At 69.2% G+C, this 20,921-nt stretch carries 17 protein-coding genes; 16 read left to right on the top strand and 1 reads right to left on the bottom strand.

From position 1 onward, the window contains the following. The first annotated feature begins 39 nt into the window (after positions 1-39). Entirely contained in the window at positions 40-3,921 is a 3,882-nt protein-coding gene (gene rpoC / locus BIV01_RS07955; protein ID WP_070417663.1) for a DNA-directed RNA polymerase subunit beta', read from the top strand. 70 nt (positions 3,922-3,991) lie between these two features. On the opposite strand, the gene BIV01_RS07960 is transcribed toward rpoC, so the two are convergent. Then, complete coding sequence (locus tag BIV01_RS07960; protein ID WP_071302477.1) at positions 3,992-4,387, bottom strand: VOC family protein; 396 nt, start codon at positions 4,385-4,387, stop codon at positions 3,992-3,994. Between the two features lie 79 nt (positions 4,388-4,466). Between BIV01_RS07960 and BIV01_RS07965 the strand changes: the two genes are divergently transcribed. The 15 genes from BIV01_RS07965 to BIV01_RS08035 all read left to right on the top strand — a co-directional run bounded on the left by BIV01_RS07965 (position 4,467) and on the right by BIV01_RS08035 (position 20,911). After that, positions 4,467-5,489 (top strand): GNAT family N-acetyltransferase, encoded by a 1,023-nt coding sequence (locus BIV01_RS07965; RefSeq protein WP_071295201.1) that lies wholly within the window; start codon positions 4,467-4,469, stop codon positions 5,487-5,489. 208 nt (positions 5,490-5,697) lie between these two features. Then, a complete protein-coding gene (locus BIV01_RS07970) occupies positions 5,698-7,368 on the top strand; it encodes a GspE/PulE family protein (protein WP_070417667.1) in 1,671 nt (556 codons plus the stop codon). Positions 7,369-7,384: 16 nt separating this feature from the next. Further along, positions 7,385-9,055, top strand: a complete 1,671-nt coding sequence (locus tag BIV01_RS18940) for a PilT/PilU family type 4a pilus ATPase (RefSeq protein WP_083413866.1) — start codon at positions 7,385-7,387, stop codon at positions 9,053-9,055. After that, positions 9,055-10,278, top strand: coding sequence for a type II secretion system F family protein (locus BIV01_RS07980; RefSeq protein WP_083295163.1), 1,224 nt, complete (start codon positions 9,055-9,057; stop codon positions 10,276-10,278). Before BIV01_RS18940 ends, BIV01_RS07980 begins: the two co-directional genes overlap by 1 nt. A gap of 192 nt (positions 10,279-10,470) precedes the next feature. Next, on the top strand, positions 10,471-10,902 hold the full coding sequence (locus tag BIV01_RS20345; protein ID WP_071302478.1) for a type II secretion system protein: 432 nt from the start codon (positions 10,471-10,473) through the stop codon (positions 10,900-10,902). An 80-nt stretch (positions 10,903-10,982) separates the two neighbouring features. Next, complete coding sequence (locus tag BIV01_RS07990; protein WP_139199263.1) at positions 10,983-12,446, top strand: prepilin-type N-terminal cleavage/methylation domain-containing protein; 1,464 nt, start codon at positions 10,983-10,985, stop codon at positions 12,444-12,446. Continuing rightward, a complete protein-coding gene (locus tag BIV01_RS07995; RefSeq protein ID WP_071302480.1) occupies positions 12,443-13,147 on the top strand; it encodes a PulJ/GspJ family protein in 705 nt (234 codons plus the stop codon). Before BIV01_RS07990 ends, BIV01_RS07995 begins: the two co-directional genes overlap by 4 nt. A 47-nt stretch (positions 13,148-13,194) precedes the next feature. Further along, positions 13,195-15,024, top strand: coding sequence for a hypothetical protein (locus BIV01_RS08000; protein WP_139199264.1), 1,830 nt, complete (start codon positions 13,195-13,197; stop codon positions 15,022-15,024). Next, positions 14,991-15,866, top strand: a complete 876-nt coding sequence (locus tag BIV01_RS08005; protein WP_254791801.1) for a prepilin peptidase — start codon at positions 14,991-14,993, stop codon at positions 15,864-15,866. The genes BIV01_RS08000 and BIV01_RS08005 overlap by 34 nt, the downstream gene beginning before the upstream one ends. Before the next feature lie 39 nt (positions 15,867-15,905). Beyond that, on the top strand, positions 15,906-16,958 hold the full coding sequence (gene pilM, locus BIV01_RS08010) for a type IV pilus assembly protein PilM (RefSeq protein WP_070417672.1): 1,053 nt from the start codon (positions 15,906-15,908) through the stop codon (positions 16,956-16,958). Beyond that, positions 16,955-17,683 carry a hypothetical protein gene (locus BIV01_RS08015; protein WP_071302482.1) on the top strand — a complete coding sequence of 243 codons (729 nt, stop codon included), beginning with the start codon at positions 16,955-16,957 and terminating at the stop codon, positions 17,681-17,683. Before pilM ends, BIV01_RS08015 begins: the two co-directional genes overlap by 4 nt. Continuing rightward, positions 17,680-18,372 carry a type 4a pilus biogenesis protein PilO gene (pilO, locus tag BIV01_RS08020; protein WP_071302483.1) on the top strand — a complete coding sequence of 231 codons (693 nt, stop codon included), beginning with the start codon at positions 17,680-17,682 and terminating at the stop codon, positions 18,370-18,372. The genes BIV01_RS08015 and pilO overlap by 4 nt, the downstream gene beginning before the upstream one ends. A gap of 176 nt (positions 18,373-18,548) precedes the next feature. Beyond that, a complete protein-coding gene (locus tag BIV01_RS08025) occupies positions 18,549-19,211 on the top strand; it encodes a CBU_0592 family membrane protein (RefSeq protein ID WP_071302484.1) in 663 nt (220 codons plus the stop codon). A 70-nt stretch (positions 19,212-19,281) separates the two neighbouring features. Further along, positions 19,282-19,740, top strand: coding sequence for a DUF6121 family protein (locus tag BIV01_RS08030; RefSeq protein WP_071302485.1), 459 nt, complete (start codon positions 19,282-19,284; stop codon positions 19,738-19,740). A gap of 34 nt (positions 19,741-19,774) precedes the next feature. Next, a complete protein-coding gene (locus BIV01_RS08035) occupies positions 19,775-20,911 on the top strand; it encodes a hypothetical protein (RefSeq protein WP_071302486.1) in 1,137 nt (378 codons plus the stop codon). The last annotated feature ends 10 nt before the right edge of the window (positions 20,912-20,921 follow it).

Below are 20,921 nucleotides of genomic sequence, written 5' to 3' on the forward strand. Positions count from 1 at the left end.
CGCCCGTACTCGTAACGAATCCAGCTAGAGAGAAGAACATTGCTCGAAGCAACTTCATTTGACGCACTGCGGATCGGTCTCGCCACGGCCGAGGACATCCGCCAGTGGTCGTACGGCGAGGTCAAGAAGCCGGAGACCATCAACTACCGCACCCTCAAGCCCGAGAAGGACGGTCTGTTCGGCGAGCAGATCTTCGGTCCGTCCCGCGACTGGGAGTGCGCCTGCGGCAAGTACAAGCGTGTCCGGTTCAAGGGCATCGTCTGCGAGCGCTGCGGCGTCGAGGTCACCAAGTCCTCGGTCCGCCGTGAGCGCATGGGCCACATCGAGCTCGCCGCGCCCGTCACGCACATCTGGTACTTCAAGGGCGTCCCGTCGCGCCTCGGTTACCTCCTCGACATGGCGCCGAAGGACCTCGAGAAGGTCATCTACTTCGCGGCGTACATGATCATCGACATCGATGAAGAGGGCCGTCACGCCGACATGCCGGGTCTCGAGAACGAGATGCGCCTCGAGATCAAGAACCTCGAGGGGCAGCGCGACTCGATCATCGCCGACCGCCTCAAGAAGCTCGAGGACGACCTCGCAGCGCTCGAGGAAGAGGGCGCCAAGGCCGACGTCAAGCGCCGCACCAAGGACACCGCCGAGAAGGAGATGTCCCAGGTCCGCAAGTCGTTCGACGAGGACATCACCCGCCTCGAGCGCGTGTGGGAGGACTTCCGCAACCTCAAGGTGGGCGACCTCAAGCCCGAGGACGCCGTCTTCCACGAGCTCCAGGACCGCTTCGGGATCTACTTCGACGCCTACATGGGCGCCGAGGCGATCAAGCTGCGGCTCGAGGCGTTCGACCTGGCCGCCGAGGCCGAGGCGCTGCGCCTGCAGATCGCCGAGGGCAAGGGCCAGAAGAAGATCCGCGCGATCAAGCGTCTGCGCGTCGTCAGCTCCTTCCTCGCCACCGGCAACTCGCCGGCCGCGATGGTGCTCGACGTCGTGCCGGTCATCCCGCCGGAGCTGCGCCCGATGGTGCAGCTCGACGGTGGCCGCTTCGCCACGAGTGACCTCAACGACCTCTACCGTCGTGTGATCAACCGCAACAACCGTCTCCGCCGCCTGCTCGACCTCGGTGCCCCCGAGATCATCGTGAACAACGAGAAGCGCATGCTGCAGGAAGCGGTCGACGCGCTGTTCGACAACGGTCGTCGTGGTCGTCCGGTCACGGGTACCGGCAACCGCGCCCTCAAGTCCCTGAGCGACATGCTCAAGGGCAAGCAGGGTCGTTTCCGCCAGAACCTGCTCGGCAAGCGCGTCGACTACTCGGGCCGTTCGGTCATCATCGTCGGCCCGCAGCTGAAGCTCCACCAGTGCGGTCTGCCCAAGCAGATGGCGCTCGAGCTCTTCAAGCCGTTCGTGATCAAGCGCCTGATCGACCTGTCGCACGCGCAGAACATCAAGTCGGCCAAGCGCATGGTCGAGCGTTCGCGTCCGCAGGTGTGGGACGTGCTCGAGGAGATCATCCGCGAGCGCCCCGTGCTGCTGAACCGTGCGCCGACGCTGCACCGTCTGGGCATCCAGGCGTTCGAGCCGCAGCTCGTCGAGGGCAAGGCCATCCAGCTCCACCCGCTCGTGTGTGCTGCGTTCAACGCGGACTTCGACGGTGACCAGATGGCAGTGCACCTGCCGCTGTCGGTCGAGGCCCAGGCCGAGGCCCGCATCCTGATGCTCGCCTCGAACAACATCCTGAAGCCGTCCGACGGCCGTCCGGTGACCCTGCCCGCACAGGACATGATCATCGGTCTGCACCACCTCACGACCGTCCGCGAGGGCGCCGTGGGTGAAGGCCGTGCGTTCTCCTCCGTCGCCGAGGCCATCCTCGCGAAGGACCAGGGCACGCTGCACCTCAACGCGCTCGTGAAGATCCGCATGGCGGACGTCCACTTCGCCGAGGGTGAAGCTCCCGAGGGCTACGAGCAGGGCGACACCGTGCTGCTCGAGACGACCCTGGGCCGTGCGCTCTTCAACGAGACCCTCCCGGCGAACTACCCGTTCGTCCAGAAGGTCACCGACAAGGGCGTGCTCTCCGCGATCGTCAACGACCTCGCCGAGCGCTACTCCAAGACCGAGACGGCCGCCGCGCTCGACCGGATCAAGGACGCGGGCTTCTACTGGGGCACGCGCTCCGGTGTGACCGTGGCGCTCTCCGACGTCGTGACGCCTCCTCGCAAGAAGGAGATCATCGCGGGCTACGAGGTCCAGGCCGCCAAGGTGCAGGGCGAGTTCGACAAGGGTCTGATCACCGACGCCGAGCGTCGCGCCGACCTGATCAAGATCTGGACCGAGGCCACGAACGAGATCGCGCAGGAGATGCGCGACAACTTCCCGGTCGACAACACCATCAACCGCATGGTGTCGTCCGGTGCTCGTGGTAACTGGCTCCAGGTCCGCAACATCGCCGGTATGCGCGGTCTGGTGAACAACCCGAAGGGCGAGATCATCGCCCGCCCGATCATCAACTCGTACCGCGAGGGCCTGACCGTGGCGGAGTACTTCATCGCCACGCACGGTGCTCGCAAGGGTCTTGCCGACACCGCGCTCCGTACCGCGGACTCCGGGTACCTCACCCGTCGTCTCGTGGACGTCTCGCAGGACGTCATCATCCGCGAGGACGACTGCGGCACGACTCGGGGCCTCGAGCTCCCGATCGCGACCGTGGGCGCCGACGGCAAGCTCGTGCGCGACCCGCGCGTCGAGAACACCGTGTACTCCCGCACCCTGGCCACCCCGGCCGTGGACGCGAAGGGCACGGTCGTCGCCGAGGCCGGCGAGGACGTCGGTGACGTCCTCATCGACAAGCTGCTCGCGGCCGGTGTCGAGAGCATCAAGGTGCGCTCGGTCCTGACCTGCGAGTCGAGCGTCGGTGTCTGCGCGAAGTGCTACGGCCGTTCGCTCGCCACGGGCAACCTCGTCGACATCGGCGAGGCGGTCGGCATCATCGCCGCCCAGTCCATCGGTGAGCCCGGTACCCAGCTGACGATGCGTACCTTCCACACGGGTGGTTCGGCCTCGGCCGACGACATCACCCAGGGTCTGCCGCGTGTCACGGAGCTCTTCGAGGCGCGTACCCCGAAGGGCGCGTCCCCGATCGCCGAGGCCCCCGGCCGCGCCACGATCGAGGACACCGACAAGGGTCGTCGCATCATCCTCACGCCGGACAACGGTGACGAGCCGTTCATCTACCCGGTGCTGAAGCGTGCGACGCTCCTCATCGAGGACGGCCAGCACGTCGAGCTCGGCGAGCAGTTCATCGCCGGCACCGTCGACCCGAAGGAAGTCCTCCGCGTCAAGGGTGTCCGTGAGGTCCAGAAGCACCTCGTCAACGGTGTGCAGGACGTGTACGGCTCGCAGGGCGTGCCGATCCACGACAAGCACATCGAGGTCATCGTGCGCCAGATGCTCCGCAAGGTCACCGTCGTCGACCACGGCGACACCGACCTGCTCCCGGGCGAGCTCGTGGACCGTTCGCGGTACAACGAGCTCAACCGTGCGGCGCTGCAGGAGGGTCGCAAGACCGCTTCCGCTCGCCAGGAGGTCATGGGCATCACGAAGGCGTCCCTCGCGACCGAGTCGTGGCTGTCCGCCGCGTCCTTCCAGGAGACCACCCGCGTGCTCACGCAGGCGGCCATGGAGGGCAAGCAGGACCACCTCGTCGGCCTCAAGGAGAACGTCATCATCGGTAAGCTCATCCCCGCCGGGACGGGCCTCAGCCGGTACCGCGACGTGGACGTGAACGCGACGGAAGAAGCGAAGGCGGAGCGGTACCCGAACCGCATCTTCGCGGACGACTCGTCGTTCTCGGACGCCGACCTGAGCTTCGTCGACTTCGACAGCTTCTCGTCGGACGACTTCACGCCGGGCACCTACAACTGAGCCTGAGCTCCACCGGAACGGCCCCCGCATCCTCGGATGCGGGGGCCGTTCCCGTTGGTGGCGTGACGGCTCAGACCGCGCGGTCCGCCCCGTTGTCGCGTCCGGAGCCCCGGCCGGTCTCGTCGACGAGGGAGAACAGGCTCAGGACGTTGCCGTCGGGATCGCGGACGTCGAACCAGTCGACGGCTCCGTCGACGCACTCGACCGGGCCGATGTCGATCCCGAGTGCGCCGATGCGTGCGTGCTGGGCGGCGACGTCGTCGACGCCGAAGCGGACGCTCACGCGGTTCTCCTCGGCGTCGGCGTCCTCGTAGAGCTGGATCCAGATGCCGCCGACCTCGTACTCGGCGATGCCCTCGTCGGGCTCGAGGTCCGGTTCGGCACGTTCGAACACGGCGCCGTACCAGAGGCAGGACGCCTCGATGTCGGTGACGGGCAGCCCCACGGTCACGCTCGTGATGTCCATGACTCATCATGTCCCGGAGCAGGGCTGCACGTCGAGCACTTTCCGCCGTCGCGCCCGTGACCGCTGGCAGGCTGGGCGGATGGCAACGCTGCGCGAACGGATCACCGCCCCGGCCCACCTCGAGCTCCCGGTCCCGATCGCCGGGCTGACCTTCCGGTCTGCGACCCGGGACGACCTGGCGGCCGTGCACGCCCTCGCCGTGGCGGCTGCCGCGGTGGACGACCCACACGCTCGTCCCTCCACAGCGAGCCTGGAGCGGACGTTCTCCACCGAAGGGCTCGACCTCGCTCGGGACACCCTCGTCGGCGTCGATGCTGATGGGCATGTGCAGGCGTACGGCATCGTCATCGACGTCCCCTCTCGCGTCACCGCTGCTCGCGTGGTGCTCGAGGGGGCGGTCCATCCCGCGCTGCGCGGCCGGGGGATCGGCCGTCGTGTGCTCGCGTGGCTCATCGGGCGCGCGCGGCAGCGACTCGCCGCGCTCGACCTCGACCTGCCGGCGACGATCGAGGTCGGCGCCGCGCAGGGGACCGGTGCGCTCCGTCTGGCGGCCCACTTCGAGTTTGAGCCGGTCCGCCACTGGGTCGACATGCAGGTCGTGCTCGGCGACCGCGCCGAGATCGTGGTCCCGCCGGTGCCGGACGGGTACGTCGTGCGTGCGACGAGGTCCGACGACATCGAGCCGCTGCGGATCGCGAAGAACGACGCCTTCCGCGACCACTGGGGATCGCAACCGATGGTCGAGTCCGACTGGCGCGGGTTCCTCACCGCGGCGACGGCCCGGCTCGACCTCGGCCGGGTCGTCGTCGACCCCTCGGGCCGGATCGTGGCGTTCGCACTCGTCGAGGTGGATCCGGACGGCTTCGCCGCTCGCGGCCGGTCGTTCGGGTACGTGCACTGGGTCGGTGTCGTGCGGGCGGCACGAGGGACGGGACTCGCGCCGATCGTCCTCGACGCCGCGCTGCAGGGGATGCGTGCCGAGGGGCTGTCCGCCGCGGTCCTGCACGTCGACGCCGAGAACCCGACCGGCGCCGGACGCATCTACGAGCGGCTCGGGTTCGTCCCGGGGCCGGTGCACGTCACCGCGTCGACGACCCTCTGACGGGGGTCGTCGCGGCCCTCGGCGCGCACGCCGTCGGCGGTGTCGATACCCGCGGGTACCCCTGCACTGGGGCCACCGAACACCCCCTCGCCCCCTCGTTGTGGGACTGCGGTGGCCGTTCCGTGCGGACGTAGCGTGGTCGGGCGTCGAACCCCTGCGGCGCTCGTCCCCACGAACCGCGCGCGACCCGAAGGAGGCTCCGCAGCTCATGGCCACGCTGTCCGAGATCCTCATCCTCAACGGAGCCCTGCCGATCGAGCACCTCGACTCGATGACCGGCGACGAGGAGATCGACGACCGTTCGATCCGCTCGCTCGTCGACCAGGGCCTCGTCAGCGAGGCGCAGTACATCACCGCGCGCGCTGCGTCGAACAACTCCAAGACCGTCCCGCTGACGGACTACCCGGTCGACGGCACCGCGGTGTCGATGCTGCCGGCGGCCCTCTGCCGTCGGCACGGCGTGCTCGGCGTCGGGTTCGAGGGCGACGTCCTCGTCCTCGCGATGGTGAACCCGACGAACGTGCTGGCGATCGACGACGCCCGGACCGCTTCCGGACGCCCCGTGAAGCCGCTGCAGGTCGACGAGCGCGACCTCGCCGCAGCACTCGACCGCTACCTGCGTGCCGACGACGAGCTGAACGACCTGACCTCCTCGCTCGAGGAAGAGGCATCGGCGCAGACCCAGCAGCAGGTCGACCTCACCGACGGCGCGCTCGACGACGTCCCGATCGTCCGGTTCGTCAACCTGCTCGTGTCCCAGGCCATCCAGGACCACGCGTCGGACATCCACATCGAGCCCGGCGAGCACGAGGTCCGGGTGCGCTACCGCATCGACGGCGTGCTCCACGAGATGGCCCCGGCGCCGAAGAACATCCAGAACGGCGTCATCAGCCGGCTCAAGATCATGAGCGACATCGACATCGCCGAGCGTCGGAAGCCGCAGGACGGCCGCATGTCGGTGCGCCACGGTGGCCGGCAGATCGACCTCCGCGTCGCGACGCTCCCCACCGTGTGGGGCGAGAAGGTCGTCATGCGGATCCTCGACAACACGAACACGTCGATGTCCCTCAAGGACCTCAACCTGCTCGAGCAGAACTTCCAGGCGTACCAGCGCTCCTACTCGAAGCCGTACGGCATGATCCTCGTCACCGGTCCCACCGGGTCCGGCAAGTCGACGACGCTCTACACGACCCTCAACGCGGTCGCTCGTCCCGAGATCAACGTCATCACCGTCGAGGACCCGGTCGAGTACCGGATGGCCGGCATCAACCAGGTGCAGGTCAACCCGAAGGCCGGACTCACGTTCGCGTCGGCCCTGCGGTCGATCCTCCGGTCCGACCCCGACGTCGTGCTCCTCGGCGAGATCCGCGACCACGAGACCGCGCAGATCGCGATCGAGGCCTCGCTCACCGGCCACCTCGTGCTGTCCACGCTGCACACGAACGACGCCCCGTCGGCCGTCACGCGACTGACGGAGATGGACATCGAGCCGTTCCTCGTCGGGTCCGCACTCGACTCCGTGGTCGCCCAGCGTCTGGCACGACGGCTCTGCGACCGCTGCAAGGCCCCGGCGCAGTACACGCCGGCGCAGCTCGTGGCGCTCGGCTTCGTGGGCACCGAGGACGCCGCCGTGCCGGAGTTCTTCGGCCCGGTCGGCTGCGCCGTCTGCTCGAACACCGGGTACCGCGGCCGCATCGCCCTGCACGAGGTCATGACCGTGACCGAGGAGATCGAGCGCCTCGCCGTCTCGCGTGCCTCGAGCGCCGAGATCGGCCGCGTCGCCCAGCAGCAGGGCATGCTCACCCTCCGCCAGGACGGGTGGGAGAAGGTCAAGCTCGGCATGACGAGCATCGACGAGATCCTGCGCGTGGTCGCGTAGGCGTGGGAGTGGAACGATGACCGATTCCGTCTACGACATCTCCGTGCCCGGCGACGAGCCGGTCGCGGGGTGGCACCCGGGCCGTCCCGGCCACGAGGTCGGTGGTCGCCGCGCCGCCCGGCTCGCGGCCGCAGCGGCGCAGCAGCCGACGTCGCCGGCCGTGGAGGCGCAGATCGCCCCCGCCTCGGCCGCGCCGGTCTACGACCTGTCGGGTGACACCGCCTGGCCGGCTCCGGCTGCGCCCGTCGCCGGTGCCGCCGCGCCCTCCGCGTCCGTCCCGAGCGGGTCCTGGCCGGCGCCGTCCGGCGACCCCGTCGCCGTGCCGGTCGCGCAGCCGCACGCCCGCCCCGCGACGCCGTCCGCAGCCGTCCCGCCGTCGACCGCGTCCTACGGCTACGCCGACGCGGTGACCCAGCACCTGCCGGTCGTGCCTGTGGAACCGACCACGATCCTCCCGACCGTCGCCCACGTCGCGGCCACCCACGTGCCCGCGCCCGCCGGCCACGACGAGATCAACTTCACCCGCCACGCGCGTGAGGTCGCCGACCCCGACCTCATCACCGCGCTCGCCCAGGTCGTCTACCAGGGTGCGTCGGACCTCCACCTCACCGCGGACGCGGCGCCGACCGTGCGCGTCGACGGATCCCTGCGACCGGCGGTCCCCGGTGGGCCGTGGGCGCGGAACAAGGTGATCGCCGCCCTCAAGACCCTGCTCTCGGTGGAGCAGGCGGGGCAGTTCGACCACGAGCAGGAACTCGACTTCGCGTACTCGCTGTCGCCCGAGTACCGCTTCCGCGTGAACTACTACCAGCAGCGCGGGAACTGGGGCGCGGCCTTCCGCATCATCCCGACCAAGATCAAGACCCTCAAGCAGCTCGGCATCCCCGAGCACGTGGGGGAGTTCGCCAAGCTGCCGCGCGGACTCGTGCTCGTGACCGGGCCGACCGGTTCCGGCAAGTCGACCACGCTCGCCGCGCTCATCGACCTCGTCAACGAGACCCGGGCCGACCACATCGTGACGGTCGAGGACCCGATCGAGTTCATGCACGACCACAAGAAGGCGATCATCAACCAGCGCGAGGTCGGGGCCGACACGCACTCGTTCGCCGCCGCCCTGAAGCACGTGCTGCGCCAGGATCCGGACGTCATCCTGATCGGCGAGCTCCGCGACCTCGAGACGATCTCCGTCGCCCTCACCGCGGCCGAGACCGGCCACCTCGTGTTCGCCACCCTGCACACCCAGAGCGCTCCCGGCACGATCGACCGCGTCATCGACGTCTTCCCGCCGCACCAGCAGGGGCAGATCCGGACGCAGCTCGCCTCGACGCTCGAGGGTGTCGTCTGCCAGACGCTCGTACCGAAGGCCAACGGTGCCGGCCGGGTCGTCGCCACCGAGATCATGAGGACCACCCCGGCCATCGGGAACCTCGTGCGCGAGGGCAAGACGTACCAGATCACCTCCGCCATGCAGGCCGGACGTGACATGGGGATGCACACGATGGACCAGGACCTTGCCGAGCTCGTCAACGTCGGCACCGTCACGCGGGCTGCCGCGATGGAGAAGGTGCACGACCACGAGGGCTTCGACCGCCTCGTGCAGCGCGTCGAGTCCCCGTCCGACTCCTCGGCCGCCGCGATCGCCGCGTCCGAGATCGACTTCGGCGACAAGTACTCAGGAGGCCACTGATGTCGCTCGCCTACGACTACCGGGGGCGCGACGGCGCCGGGAAGCTCGTCAAGGGACGGCTCGACGCGTCCTCCGAAGGAGCGGTCGTCCAGCGTCTGCGGGGCATGGGCGTCTCACCGATCGCCATCACCGAGGCGAAGCCCGGCACCGGACTGCAGACCGAGATCAAGATCCCGGGGTTCGAGAAGGGTGTGGGGCTCAAGGACCTGGCGATCATGTCGCGTCAGGCGTCGACCATGCTGACGTCGGGGCTCTCCCTGCTCCGCGCGCTGTCGATCCTCGCCGACCAGACGGAGAACAAGAAGCTCAAGGTGATCCTCGGCAAGGTCCGGGACGACGTCGAGCGCGGTGTCTCCTTCTCCGACGCCGTGGCGAAGTACCCGGTCGACTTCCCGCCGATCATGATCAACATGATCCGGGCGGGTGAGACCGGCGGCTTCCTCGACCAGGCGATGGACTCCATCGCGACGAACTTCGAGAAGGAGCACAAGCTCCGCTCGACGATCAAGTCGGCGATGACCTACCCGGTGGTCGTGCTGGTGATGTCGCTGCTCGCGGTCGTCATCATGCTCATCTTCATCGTGCCGATCTTCCAGGACATGTTCTCGAGCCTCGGCGGGCAGCTGCCGGTGCCGACACAGATCCTCGTGACGATGTCCCACGCGATGCGGTGGCTCGGACCCGTGCTGGCCGTCGCGGTCGTCGTCGGGTGGCTCTGGTTCCGCGCCAACAAGAACACCGATCGCTTCCGCGCCGTCCGTGACCCACTGATGATGCGTCTGCCGGTGTTCGGCCCGCTGACGAAGAAGATCGTCATCGCGCGGTTCGCACGCAATTTCTCGAACATGATCGGGGCCGGCGTCCCCATTCTGCAGGCATTGCAGATCGTCGGTGAAGTCTCGAACAACTTCGTCGTGCAGAAAGCACTCGAACGGGTTGCGGAAAGCGTTCGGAAAGGTGAATCGATTTCCGCACCGCTCGCAAACGAGAAAGTATTCCCGAGCATGGTCTCGCAGATGATGGCGGTCGGTGAGGACGCGGGTTCGCTCGAGGTCATGCTCGAGAAGATCGCGATCTTCTACGATGCCGAGGTCGAGGCGACCACAGAATCCCTGACCGCCCTCATCGAGCCGTTGCTCATCGCGTTCCTGGGTGTGGTGGTCGGCGGGATGATCGTGGCGCTCTACCTGCCGATCTTCCAGATCACGTCGCTCGTCAAGTAGGAGCGGCTTTTCGCTACCCCTCGTGCGGGGGAGGAAGTACCCCCACTGCCCCCGGGAGTGGGGGTATTTCGTTCCCCACTTGCCCCCCGTTCTCGGGATTCCGCCCGGAATTGGCCCTGAATACTCTTGTCAGCGGCGGCGAGCACGCCCCGAACAATCTTCCCATCGCATTCCCGAAAGAATGGAAACACCATGTACTTCGCTCTCATGGGCAAGCTCGAGGCTCGCCGCAAGGGACTCCTCGAAGAGGACGAGAAGGGCTTCACGCTCATCGAGCTCCTCGTCGTCGTGATCATCATCGGCATCCTCGCCGCGATCGCCATCCCGGTGTACCTCAACGTGCAGAACAACGCGAAGGACGCCTCCGTGAAGTCGGACCTCGCCAACGCGAAGACCGCGGTGATCGCGTACCAGACCGACAAGAACGGCGCGCTGCCGGCCGCGACCGACTTCAACTCGTCGACGCTCGGCCAGTACGGCTGGACGCAGAGCACGGACAACACCATGGTCTACAAGACCACCGGCTCGGGAACGACCGCCGGCTTCTGCATCAACGGCACCGGCGCGACGAAGAACCCGTTCAACATCACGGACAAGACGTCTGCAGCCACCGGGTCCTGCTGATCCAGTTGATCGCGTGAAGGGCGGTCCGTCGTCGGACGGACCGCCCTTTCGCTCACCCGAACACCGACCAGGAGGTGACCATGATCCAACGACTGCGGAACGCCCTCAGCCCGCGCGACGAGCGCGACGCCGAGGCCGGCTTCTCGATCATCGAGGTCATGGTCGCGATGATGGTGTTCGCGGTGATGTCGGTGGGCATCGCCTACGGCATCGCGAACACCCTGCAGCTCACCCAGACGACCCGCGGCCGTGAGACCGCGGTGGCGCTGGCCTCGCAGGACATCGACACGCTCCGGCAGACCGCCGCGGCGTCGACCGCCGGGATCTTCAAGGTGATCAGCAAGGCGGGGGCCGACAACACGAAGACGGTCGGCAACGTCGAGTACAAGATCGACCGAGCAGTCTCTTGGGTGCAGAGCGACGGTGCGACCGGCGCGTGCGGGTCGTCGACCGGCAAGCTCGCATACAAGAGCATCGTCGAAACCGTGAGCTGGCCCAGCCCGCGCAGCGGCGGGACGAGTTCCACCTCGGTGACCTCCGCCATCGCGCCGAGCGACGCCGTGACCGACCCCGGGTACGGCACGCTGATCATCTCGGTCGCGACGGCGGCCGGCGCCCCGTACGCGGGCGTCGGCATCACGGTCACGCCGGTCTCCGGCGGCGGTGGCTCCGCGCTCACCACAGCGGTCCAGCCGACCGACGCACAGGGCTGCTCCTACGCGGTCAACGTGGCGCCCGGCGACTACACGGTCACCGCGAACACCACCGGTGGCATCGACACGAACCAGGCGCAGCCGTCCTCCCAGTCGCCGATCACCGTCTCCGCCGGTGCGAGCTCACCGGTACCGTTCGTGTACGACCGCGCGAGCCAGCTGACGCTGCAGTACGCGAAGGGCTACAACGCGACGCTCCCCACGAACATGGTGACGGTGCTCTCCTCGACGGTCGGCGGCCTCGACACGGTCAAGCCGTGGGACGTCACCAGCACGTCGCTCGCCGTCACGTCCGCCTCGACGCCGAGCCTGCCGGTGTTCCCGTTCACCTCGGGCTACACCGTCTACGCGGGTCCGTACTCGAACAGTTCGGCGTCGTCCTCGAGCTGTCTCAGCCCGAACCCGTCGGCATGGTCGACACCGAATCCCTCTGGGGCAGTCGGCTCGGCACCGGGGACGATCGAGACGTCACCGGGGGTGCCGTCCTCGGCGTCCGTGATGATGGGCGTCGCGACGGTGAAGGGGGTCAAGAGCCGCTACGTGACCGCGGTGTCGTCCTCGAACCCCGCTGCCGGTGACCCGGGGTGCTCCGCCGGCATGACGATGAAGTTCCCGCTCTCGTCAGCGGACACGGCGACGATCGCCCTGCCCTTCGGGACCTGGACCCTCTACTCGGGGACGTCCTTCGGCGCGACGACCAAGAACGAGATCGCCTCGAACGCCTCGAACGTGAACGCGGTCACGAGCGGCCGCGTGAACCAGAAGAGCGCGCTCGTGGTCATCAGCTACGACAACACGCTCACGCTCGACCCACGAGGGCAGACGTCGTGACCGGGGCCCTCCGTCGGCTGCACGCCGACCAGTCGGGCGTCACGCTCTCCGAGCTGCTGGTCGCGGTGAGCGTGGCGATGGTCATCCTCGTCGCCGTCGGCGGCTTCTTCACCGCCACGCTCCGGGCCGGTTCGACGAACACGACGTCCGACCAGAACGCACGGTCGGCGTCGATCGTGATGAACTCGCTGACCCGGTACGTCCACGCGGCGAGCCTGTTGCCGAAGGCGGACGGCAGCTACGCCGCGGCGCTGACGGAAGCCGCGCCGACGCGGACGACCTTCTACGCCTACATCAACCTGGACGGCAACAGCACCGACAAGCCCGTCCAGATCCGGTACTCGGTCAACGCTGCGAAGCGGATCGTCCTGGACCAGTGGGACGGCACCGCCAACAACGGCTTCTGGACGTTCCCCGCGACCACGCAGACCCCGACGCGCAGCGTCGTCGTGGGTGGACCCGTCGCGTCCCCCACGGTCGACGGCGACCCGCTGTTCGAGTACCTCGGGGCCAACGGCACCACCGTCCCGACGCAGTCGGACGGCACGCTCGCCGCGACGCAGCTCGGGAACGTCCGTGCCGTGCGCGTGAACCTCGAGCTCGGCTCGTCGACGGCCGGCCTGTCCGGGAACACCCACATCCAGAACACCCTGTACCTCTTCAACGTGGTCTACGGGACGAACACCGGAGGGACCCCGTGAGGCGGATCCACGCACTCCTGGACCGGGCCCAGCGCGACGAGCGGGGCATGATCCTCGCCAACGTGCTCATCTTCGGCACCGTCATGATGCTGCTCGTCGCGACCATGATCGCCGTGTCGACGTCCGGCGCCGTGAAGTCGGCGACCGACCGCAACTTCCAGAACGCGATCGCCGCCGCGTACGCGGGGCTCGCCGACTACCAGTCGAAGCTCTCGAACGACAACGGGTACGCCCTCTACGGCAACGCAGCCGCGCAGTTCAGCAAGGACAGCGGATCGACCTTCAGCGGACAGAACGGCAACGACGCCTTCTCGAAGTGGGCCGGGGTCGTCGGGTCGACGGACCAGTGGTACCGGTACGAGGTCGACAACTCGAACTACTCCTCGAAGGGCGTCCTGAAGGTCCGCGTGACCGGCAAGTCGGGCGGCAGCGTGCGGTCCCTGGTCGCCAACCTCAAGGGCGACGGCTTCATCAACTACCTCTACTTCACGAACTACGAATCGTCGAACCCGGCGATCTCCGGCAGCTCCTGCACCACCATGTACCAGTGGCAGAGCGGGACGAAGTGCCAGGCGGTGCAGTTCGCCGGGACCGACGTCCTGAACGGTCCCATCCGGACGAACGACGTGTTCACCGCGGCCTGCTCGACGGTGTTCAACGGCACCGTCGAGCAGCACGACACGAGCGTCCGCCCGTCCAGCGGGACGTGCAGCGGCGTGTTCAACGGCGGCGCCGCGACCGCGGTGCCCTACCTCGGGCTCCCCGCGCTGAACTCGAACATGTCGCAGGAGACCCGCACGGACACCCCGACCACGGTCCCTCGTCCCGGCTGCCTCTACACCGGGCCGACGCGGGTGTCGTTCCTCGGCAACGGCAAGATGACCGTCTGGTCACCGTGGTCCAAGGCGACGCAGATCCAGGTGGTCGCGTCGACCGGTGAGGTCAAGGCGGGAGCCGACCTCGCGAAGTCCGCCGCACTGTGCGGGACCATCTCGGACCTGCAGAGCGCTGCCGGTGCCACCATCACGACCCTCCCGGCGAACCTCATGTACGTCCAGGATGTGCCGACCGCCTCGAACAACGCCAACTCCTGGGCGGCGAACACGTTCCCCTCGAAGTACACGAACACGTACTGCACGACGACGGTCACCGTGCGATCGAACGGGACCACGACGACCACGACGAACCAGCCCTTCAGCAACGGGCAGGGCTTCCCGGCCGCCGGCGAGTGGATCAACGGCGGCACGTCGGGTTCGTACGCACAGACCGGGTCGGCGTCGGACACGTACAGCTGCTCGGCGGGGGACGTGTTCGTCAGCGGCGCGTTCGCCGGTGCCATGACCATCGCGTCGTCCGGCACGATCTGGGTGACGGACGACATCACCTACGTCAGCGCGACGAACGACATCCTCGGACTGGTCGGGCAGAACGCCGTCGAGGTCTACAACCCCGCACGCTGCACCTCCTACCCGACCGTCTACCAGTGGGGCGTCGGCAACGTCACCGACACCACACGCTGCAACCAGAGCGGCGTCCGACTCCTCAACCGGACCGGCGGCGAGTCCCTGACGATCAGCGCGGCGATCGCGAGCAACGCGGGGACGTTCTGGAACCAGAACTACGACATCGGGTCGAAGCTGGGTGTGCTCAAGGTCATCGGCTCCATCGCGCAGAACTGGCGTGGACCCGTCGCGACCACGGGCAGCACGGGGTTCTCGAAGAACTACGTCTACGACCAGCGCCTGCTGACCACCGCGCCGCCGAAGTTCCTCCAACCCGTGTCGACCTCCTACGGCGTGACCACGCAGGTGGAGGTGCAGGCGGCCTTCAAGGCGGACGGCTCGTGCGCGACGACCAGCACGGGGGCGTGCAGGTGATCGGCGTGGGCGAGGTCCTGCCGATCGTCGTCGTCCTCGCCGGCGTGCTCGGCCTGCTCGTCGGCTCCTTCCTGAACGTCGTCGTGCACCGCGTCCCCGCCGGCCTCTCGGTGGTGTCGCCGCCGAGCTCCTGCCCCGGGTGCGGACACGCCATCCGGCGTCGGGACAACGTGCCAGTGCTCTCCTGGGTGCTCCTGCGCGGACGGTGCCGGGACTGCGCGGAGCCGATCTCGCCTCGGTACCCGATCGTCGAGCTGTCCACCGCACTGCTGTTCGTCGCGGTCGCGGCCGTCGCGGTCTCCGGACCCGTGGTGATCGGACCCGTTCGTGTCCCTGCGGCCCAGGCGATCCTCCTCGCGGCTCTGCTCTACCTCATGGCGGTCTCCGTCGCCCTCGCGCTGATCGACCTCGAGACGCACACCCTGCCGAACGCGATCGTCTACCCGTCCGCCGTGGTCCTCGTCGTCCTCCTGGTCGTCGTCTCGGTGCTGAGCGGAGACCTCGCGGCCCTCGGCCGGGCGGGTATCGGGGCGGTGGTCCTGGGCGGCGCCTACCTCGCGCTGGCCGTCGCGGTCCCGGGCGGGATGGGGCTCGGCGACGTGAAACTCGCCGTCGTCCTCGGGCTCGTCCTCGCGTACCTCGGATGGGGACCCCTCGCAGTGGGTGCTTTCGGCGCCTTCGTGGTCGGAGGTACCGTCGCGATCGCGCTGGTCACCACACGACGTGCGCGATGGCGCGGTGGCGTGCCGTTCGGGCCGTCGATGCTGATCGGCGCGTGGATCGGCATCGTCTACGGACACGCTCTCTGGACCGCCTACCTCGGGGTCCTCGGACTCGCCTGACGCCTCCTCCACCGACCACTCCTCGACGAAAGCAGCAACATGGGCAAGAGCATCGTGGGCATCGACATCGCGGGATCCTCGATCCGCGCGGTCGAGGTCGCGAACGCCGACCGCGCACGCCCGACCGTCCTGCGGTTCGCCGAGGTCCCGACCCCGCCGGACGCCGTCAGCCGTGGCGAGGTGCTCGAGCCCAACACGGTCGCGTCGGCACTGCGTTCCCTGTGGTCCATCGGCCGGTTCCGCTCGAAGGACGTCGTGCTCGGCATGGGCAACCAACGCGTGCTCTCCCGCGACCTGACCGTCCCGGCCGCACCGTTGGCGCAGATCCGCGAGAGCCTGCCGTTCCAGGTGCAGGACATGCTCCCCGTTCCCGTCGGCGACGCGATCCTCGACTTCTACCCGACCGCCGAGGCGATGAGCGACAACGGTCCCGTCGTGCACGGCCTGCTCGTCGCGGCGATCAAGGACGCGGTGCTCGCGAACGTCAAGGCCGCGCAGCTCGCTGGCCTCAACCCGGTCGGCGTCGACCTCATCCCGTTCGCCCTGACCCGCGTCCTCGTGGGCCGGCCGGGGCTGCACGGCACCACGGCGCTGGTCCAGCTCGGCGCCGACACGACGACCGTCGTCCTCGTGAGCGACGGCGTCCCCCAGTTCGTCCGCATCATCCCGACGGGCGGGAACGACGTCACCAAGACGCTCGCGGCAGCGCTCGACATCGAGTTCGGACAGGCCGAGGTCGTGAAGCGGCACCTCGGCATCGGTACGGGCGCTCGCACGCCGGACGACGCGCGCGCCGTGTCGGTCATCGCCGACGCCGTCACGGAGCTCATCGCGAGCCTCCGGAACACGATCAGCTACTTCGTCAACACGCGCCCGGGCGACCACGTCGAGCGCATCGTCCTCGTGGGCGGTGGCGCTCGCCTCGTCGGCCTGCCGGAGGCGCTCGCCGCGCACACCCACCTCCCGGTGCAGCGCGGCTCGGCCTTCGCGGGGGTCGACCTCGCGCGGTCGATCCCGGTTCAGGACGTGACGGACCACGAGGACGCGATCGCCGTCGCCTACGGGCTGGCAGTGGGGAGTCGAGCAGCATGACCGCCACCGACATCCGGGCCGCAGCGCCCGAGGACACCACCGGACCCGGACGGGGTCGCGCCCCGCGCACGACGGCGTCCACCTCGATCGCGGGGCGTGAGCCGCGGGTCGACCTCCTCCCGCCCGAGGTCCACACGGAGCGCCGCGAACGGGCCATCGCGCGGCGCGCCTGGCTCGGCGTGATCGTCGCCGCCGCGGTCGCGGCCCTGGGCTCCGGCGGCGCGTACGTGCACCAGCTCGACACGGCGCAGTCGTACCTGTCCGCGCAGAACGAGACCACCTCGCTCCTGCAGCAGCAGCAGCGCTACTCGGAGGTCCGCTCGGCCGAGAACGACACGGCCCTGCTCGAAGCCGCCCAGTCCGTCGGTGGCTCCACCGAGATCGACTGGAGTTCGACACTCGCGCAGCTGAAGTCGGTGCTCCCCGCCGGCGTCTCCATCACCGCGATGACGATCGACTCGGCGGACTCCACGGAGTCCTTCGCGCAGTCGACCGTCCCGTTGCAGGGGTCACGCGCAGCGACGATGCAGCTGACGATCCAGAGCCCGAGCATCCCCTCGGTCCCGGACTGGACCGCACGCCTCTCGCAGCTCCGTGGCTACGTCGACTCGACGATCACGTCGGTCGCGCTCGAGGAGGACACGGGGCAGTACTCGGCGACCATCCAGGCGCACCTCGGCGCGAAGGCGTTCGACGGCAAGTACACGAAGGACGGATCGAAGTGAACAAGAACCGTCTCTCCCTCATCATCGCGTTGGCCGCGACGCTGGCCGTCCTCGCGGGCGGGTGGTTCCTCGGCGCACAGCCGCAGCTCGCACAGGCGTCCGACAACAGCGCCCAGCAGGCTGACATCGACGCGACGAACGCCCGGAACCGCGCCGAACTCCACCGACTCGAGGAGGCGTACACGTCGCTCGACGCGACGAAGGCCGAGCTGGCTGCCCTGCGGGCCTCGGTCCCGTCCTCGACCGACACCGCCTCGCTGCTGAACCAGCTGAACGGCGCCGGCGCTGCCAGCGGCGTCACGGTCACGTCGATCACCATCGGTGACCCCAAGGCGTACGCCCCAGTGGCCGCGGCGGAACAGGCCCCGTCCGCGAGTGCGTCACCGTCGTCGACGGCGTCCGCGTCGGCAGCGCCGACAGCCGCAGCGACGCCCGAGGCGCCGGCCCCGCACAGCGACGCCCAGATCACGAGCGCGAACTTCGTGGTCGTGCCCGTGACGGCGGCCGTCAAGGGGTCGTACGACCAGGCACTCGCCTTCACGAAGAACGTGCAGAACGGTCAGCGGCTGTTCCTCGTGAACGGGGTCGCGGCGACGAGTTCCGACTCGGGCGGCGACCCGATGGCTGACCAGTCGTGGTCGCTCTCCGGGTACGTCTACGTGCTCGCGGACCCCGCCACGAACGGCTGATCCGACCCCCACCAACTGGGGTCCGACGCGCCACGCCGCACCCTCTTCCGCACGGCCTCCCGCTGTGCTTACGATGCTCCTGAGCCCGCGCTCGCGGCTGCTCGTCCCTCTCTCGAACGGTCGCTCGAAACGGCCGTTCCTCGTCGTGCCCGGAGTCGCGCGTGTTGGCTGGAATCGTGGAGTTCCTCGGTTGGTTCGGAGCGGTAACCGTCCTCGCTGGTTACCTGCTCTTCTCGATGGGCAAGCTCCCGAACGGCCCGGTGTACCAGCTGTTCAACCTCGTGGGCGGGCTCGCCGTGGCGATCAACGTCGCGGCGCACCACGCCGTCCCGTCGACGATCGTGAACGGCATCTGGGCGATCGTCGCGGTCGTCGTGCTCGTCAAGATGGCGAAGGCCCGTCGTGCGGCGAAGCGGGGTGCCCCGTCGACCGAGACGCCGGTGCTCCACGCCGAGCCCCCGGCGACCACGGCGGTCCTGCCGATCGTCGGACCGGCGCTGCGCGACCACGGGGCGGAGGCGACGCTCGCCGTGGCACCCGCGCCGCGCCTCCAGGGCCCGGACGCGGACGGCGACGCGACCACCACGCCCGACGCGACGCACGCGACCGACGCGACGCACGCGACAAGCACGCCCGACGCGACCAGCACGACCGACGCCCCGACCGCAGCCGCGCCGATGACCGAGTCCATCCCGGTCATCACGGCCACGATCGCCCTCGCGCTCGTCGCCGCAGCGCAGGAGCACGCCGACCAGCAGGAGCTCGCAGCGCAGGAGCACGCTGACCAGGCGCCCCACGCCGACCCGACCCACGCCGACCCGACCCACGCCGACCAGTAGACGCACGCGAACGAGCCGCAGCGCGCAGACGCCACCCCCGCCTGAGCCCCGCCAGCGATACGATCACCGCATGTCCCGGTGGTTGATCGCGACGATGACGTCGATCCTGTTCATCGCGCTCGTCATCGCGGTGACCGGCTTCGAGGCCCTCCTCGCCGACGTCGAGGTCATCTCCCAGCCCGACGCCACCCCGTACCTCGGCCCCGCGATGGTGCTCGGCGGTGCCGTGGTGGTGTTCCTCGCGACCGCGGTCGGCTCCCGCGAGGGCAACCCCGGCGTCACCGGCCTCGTCGCCGCGGCGACCTGCTACCTGGTGATGCTCGGCGTCGGGGCGGTCGGCTACAGCCTGGTCCGCAGCGACCTCACCGAGCTGCTCGTGTTCCCGGCCGGCTACGCACTCGGCCCGTTCGTCGTCGGTTCGGTGGTCGTCGCACTCCTGTGCGTCGTCGGCGGGATCGCCGCGGCACGGCACCCGTCGCGCGCGTCGGGGGTGCGCCCGGAGCCCGGCGATGACGGTGCCCGCCGGTAGTCTTCCTGCAGCACCAGAGGACGACGGGGGACCGATGACCGACCAGCACCAGGCCGACGGATGGGGATCCGTCCCGGCCGTGGACTCGATCCGCGGCACGCGGGACGCACCACCGGCGGGGGCGTCCGGAGCGCAGCCCCGGCCCCGTCGTCGACTCGGTCGCGGTCGGCTCGTCAGCATCGTCGCGGGTGGCGCGGCCGTCGTGCTGCTCCTGGTCGCGGGCGTGGTCGGCTACTCGGTCGGCACGTCGACGCACGCCGCAGACCGTCCGGTCCGTGCCTTCCTCGACGACCTCACGGCGGGTCGGGTGGGCGCCGCGCTCGACGTGGCGGGCATCGAGCACGACGAACGCGACCTGCTCCTCACCAAGGCCGCCTACGCGAAGGCGAAGGACCGCGTCACGGGCTACCGGATCGCCGCCACGCGTGCGGACGGCGACACCGCCACGGTCACGGCGTACCTGCGGCAGGCGGGGCGCGACGTCTCGTCCACCTTCACCCTCGACAGGACGGGCACCGACTGGGGCGTGTTCCCGGTCTGGCAGCTCGAGGCACCGCGGCTCGGTGCGGTGGACGTCAGCCTGCGCGGCCCCACGGGCACGAAGGTGTCGGTGGCCGGGCAGTCCGTGGTCACGTCGAAGGACGGCACGGCGACGCTCACGGCCCTCCCCGGCACGTACGACGTCGCGGTGGACGGTGGCGAGTGGTACTCCGCCAAGGCCGCGACGGCGACGGTCACCGGCTTCGGGGGCACCGCCTCGAGCCCCGTCTCGATGACGACGGAGCTCACCGCAGCGGGCAAGCGGTCCGCCCAGGCGGCGGTGGACGCATGGGTCGACGGCTGCATCGCCTCGACCGAGGCGGCACCGGCCGGGTGCAGCTTCTACGCCTACGGGCAGGACGCCGCCTACACGTACACGAACCAGAAGTGGACGCTGGACACCCGCCCCACCGTGTCGATCGGCGGGTGGGTGTCGAACGGGTGGCTCGTCACGACGACGTCCTTCGGGCGTGCCACGTTCACGGCGGACATCTCCGGCCCGGGCGGGGTGGGCACGGCGTCCGCCGGACCGATGAACGTCAACGCCAGCGGGTACGTCACGGAGTTCACGGACGCGGGGGCGACGTTCCGCTCGGCGGTGGGCAACGGCTCGTCCGACACGGGCTCCTGACGCCGCGCAC

Origin of the sequence: Curtobacterium sp. MCBA15_013 (assembly GCF_001865095.1) — a bacterium.
Lineage (GTDB): Bacteria > Actinomycetota > Actinomycetes > Actinomycetales > Microbacteriaceae > Curtobacterium.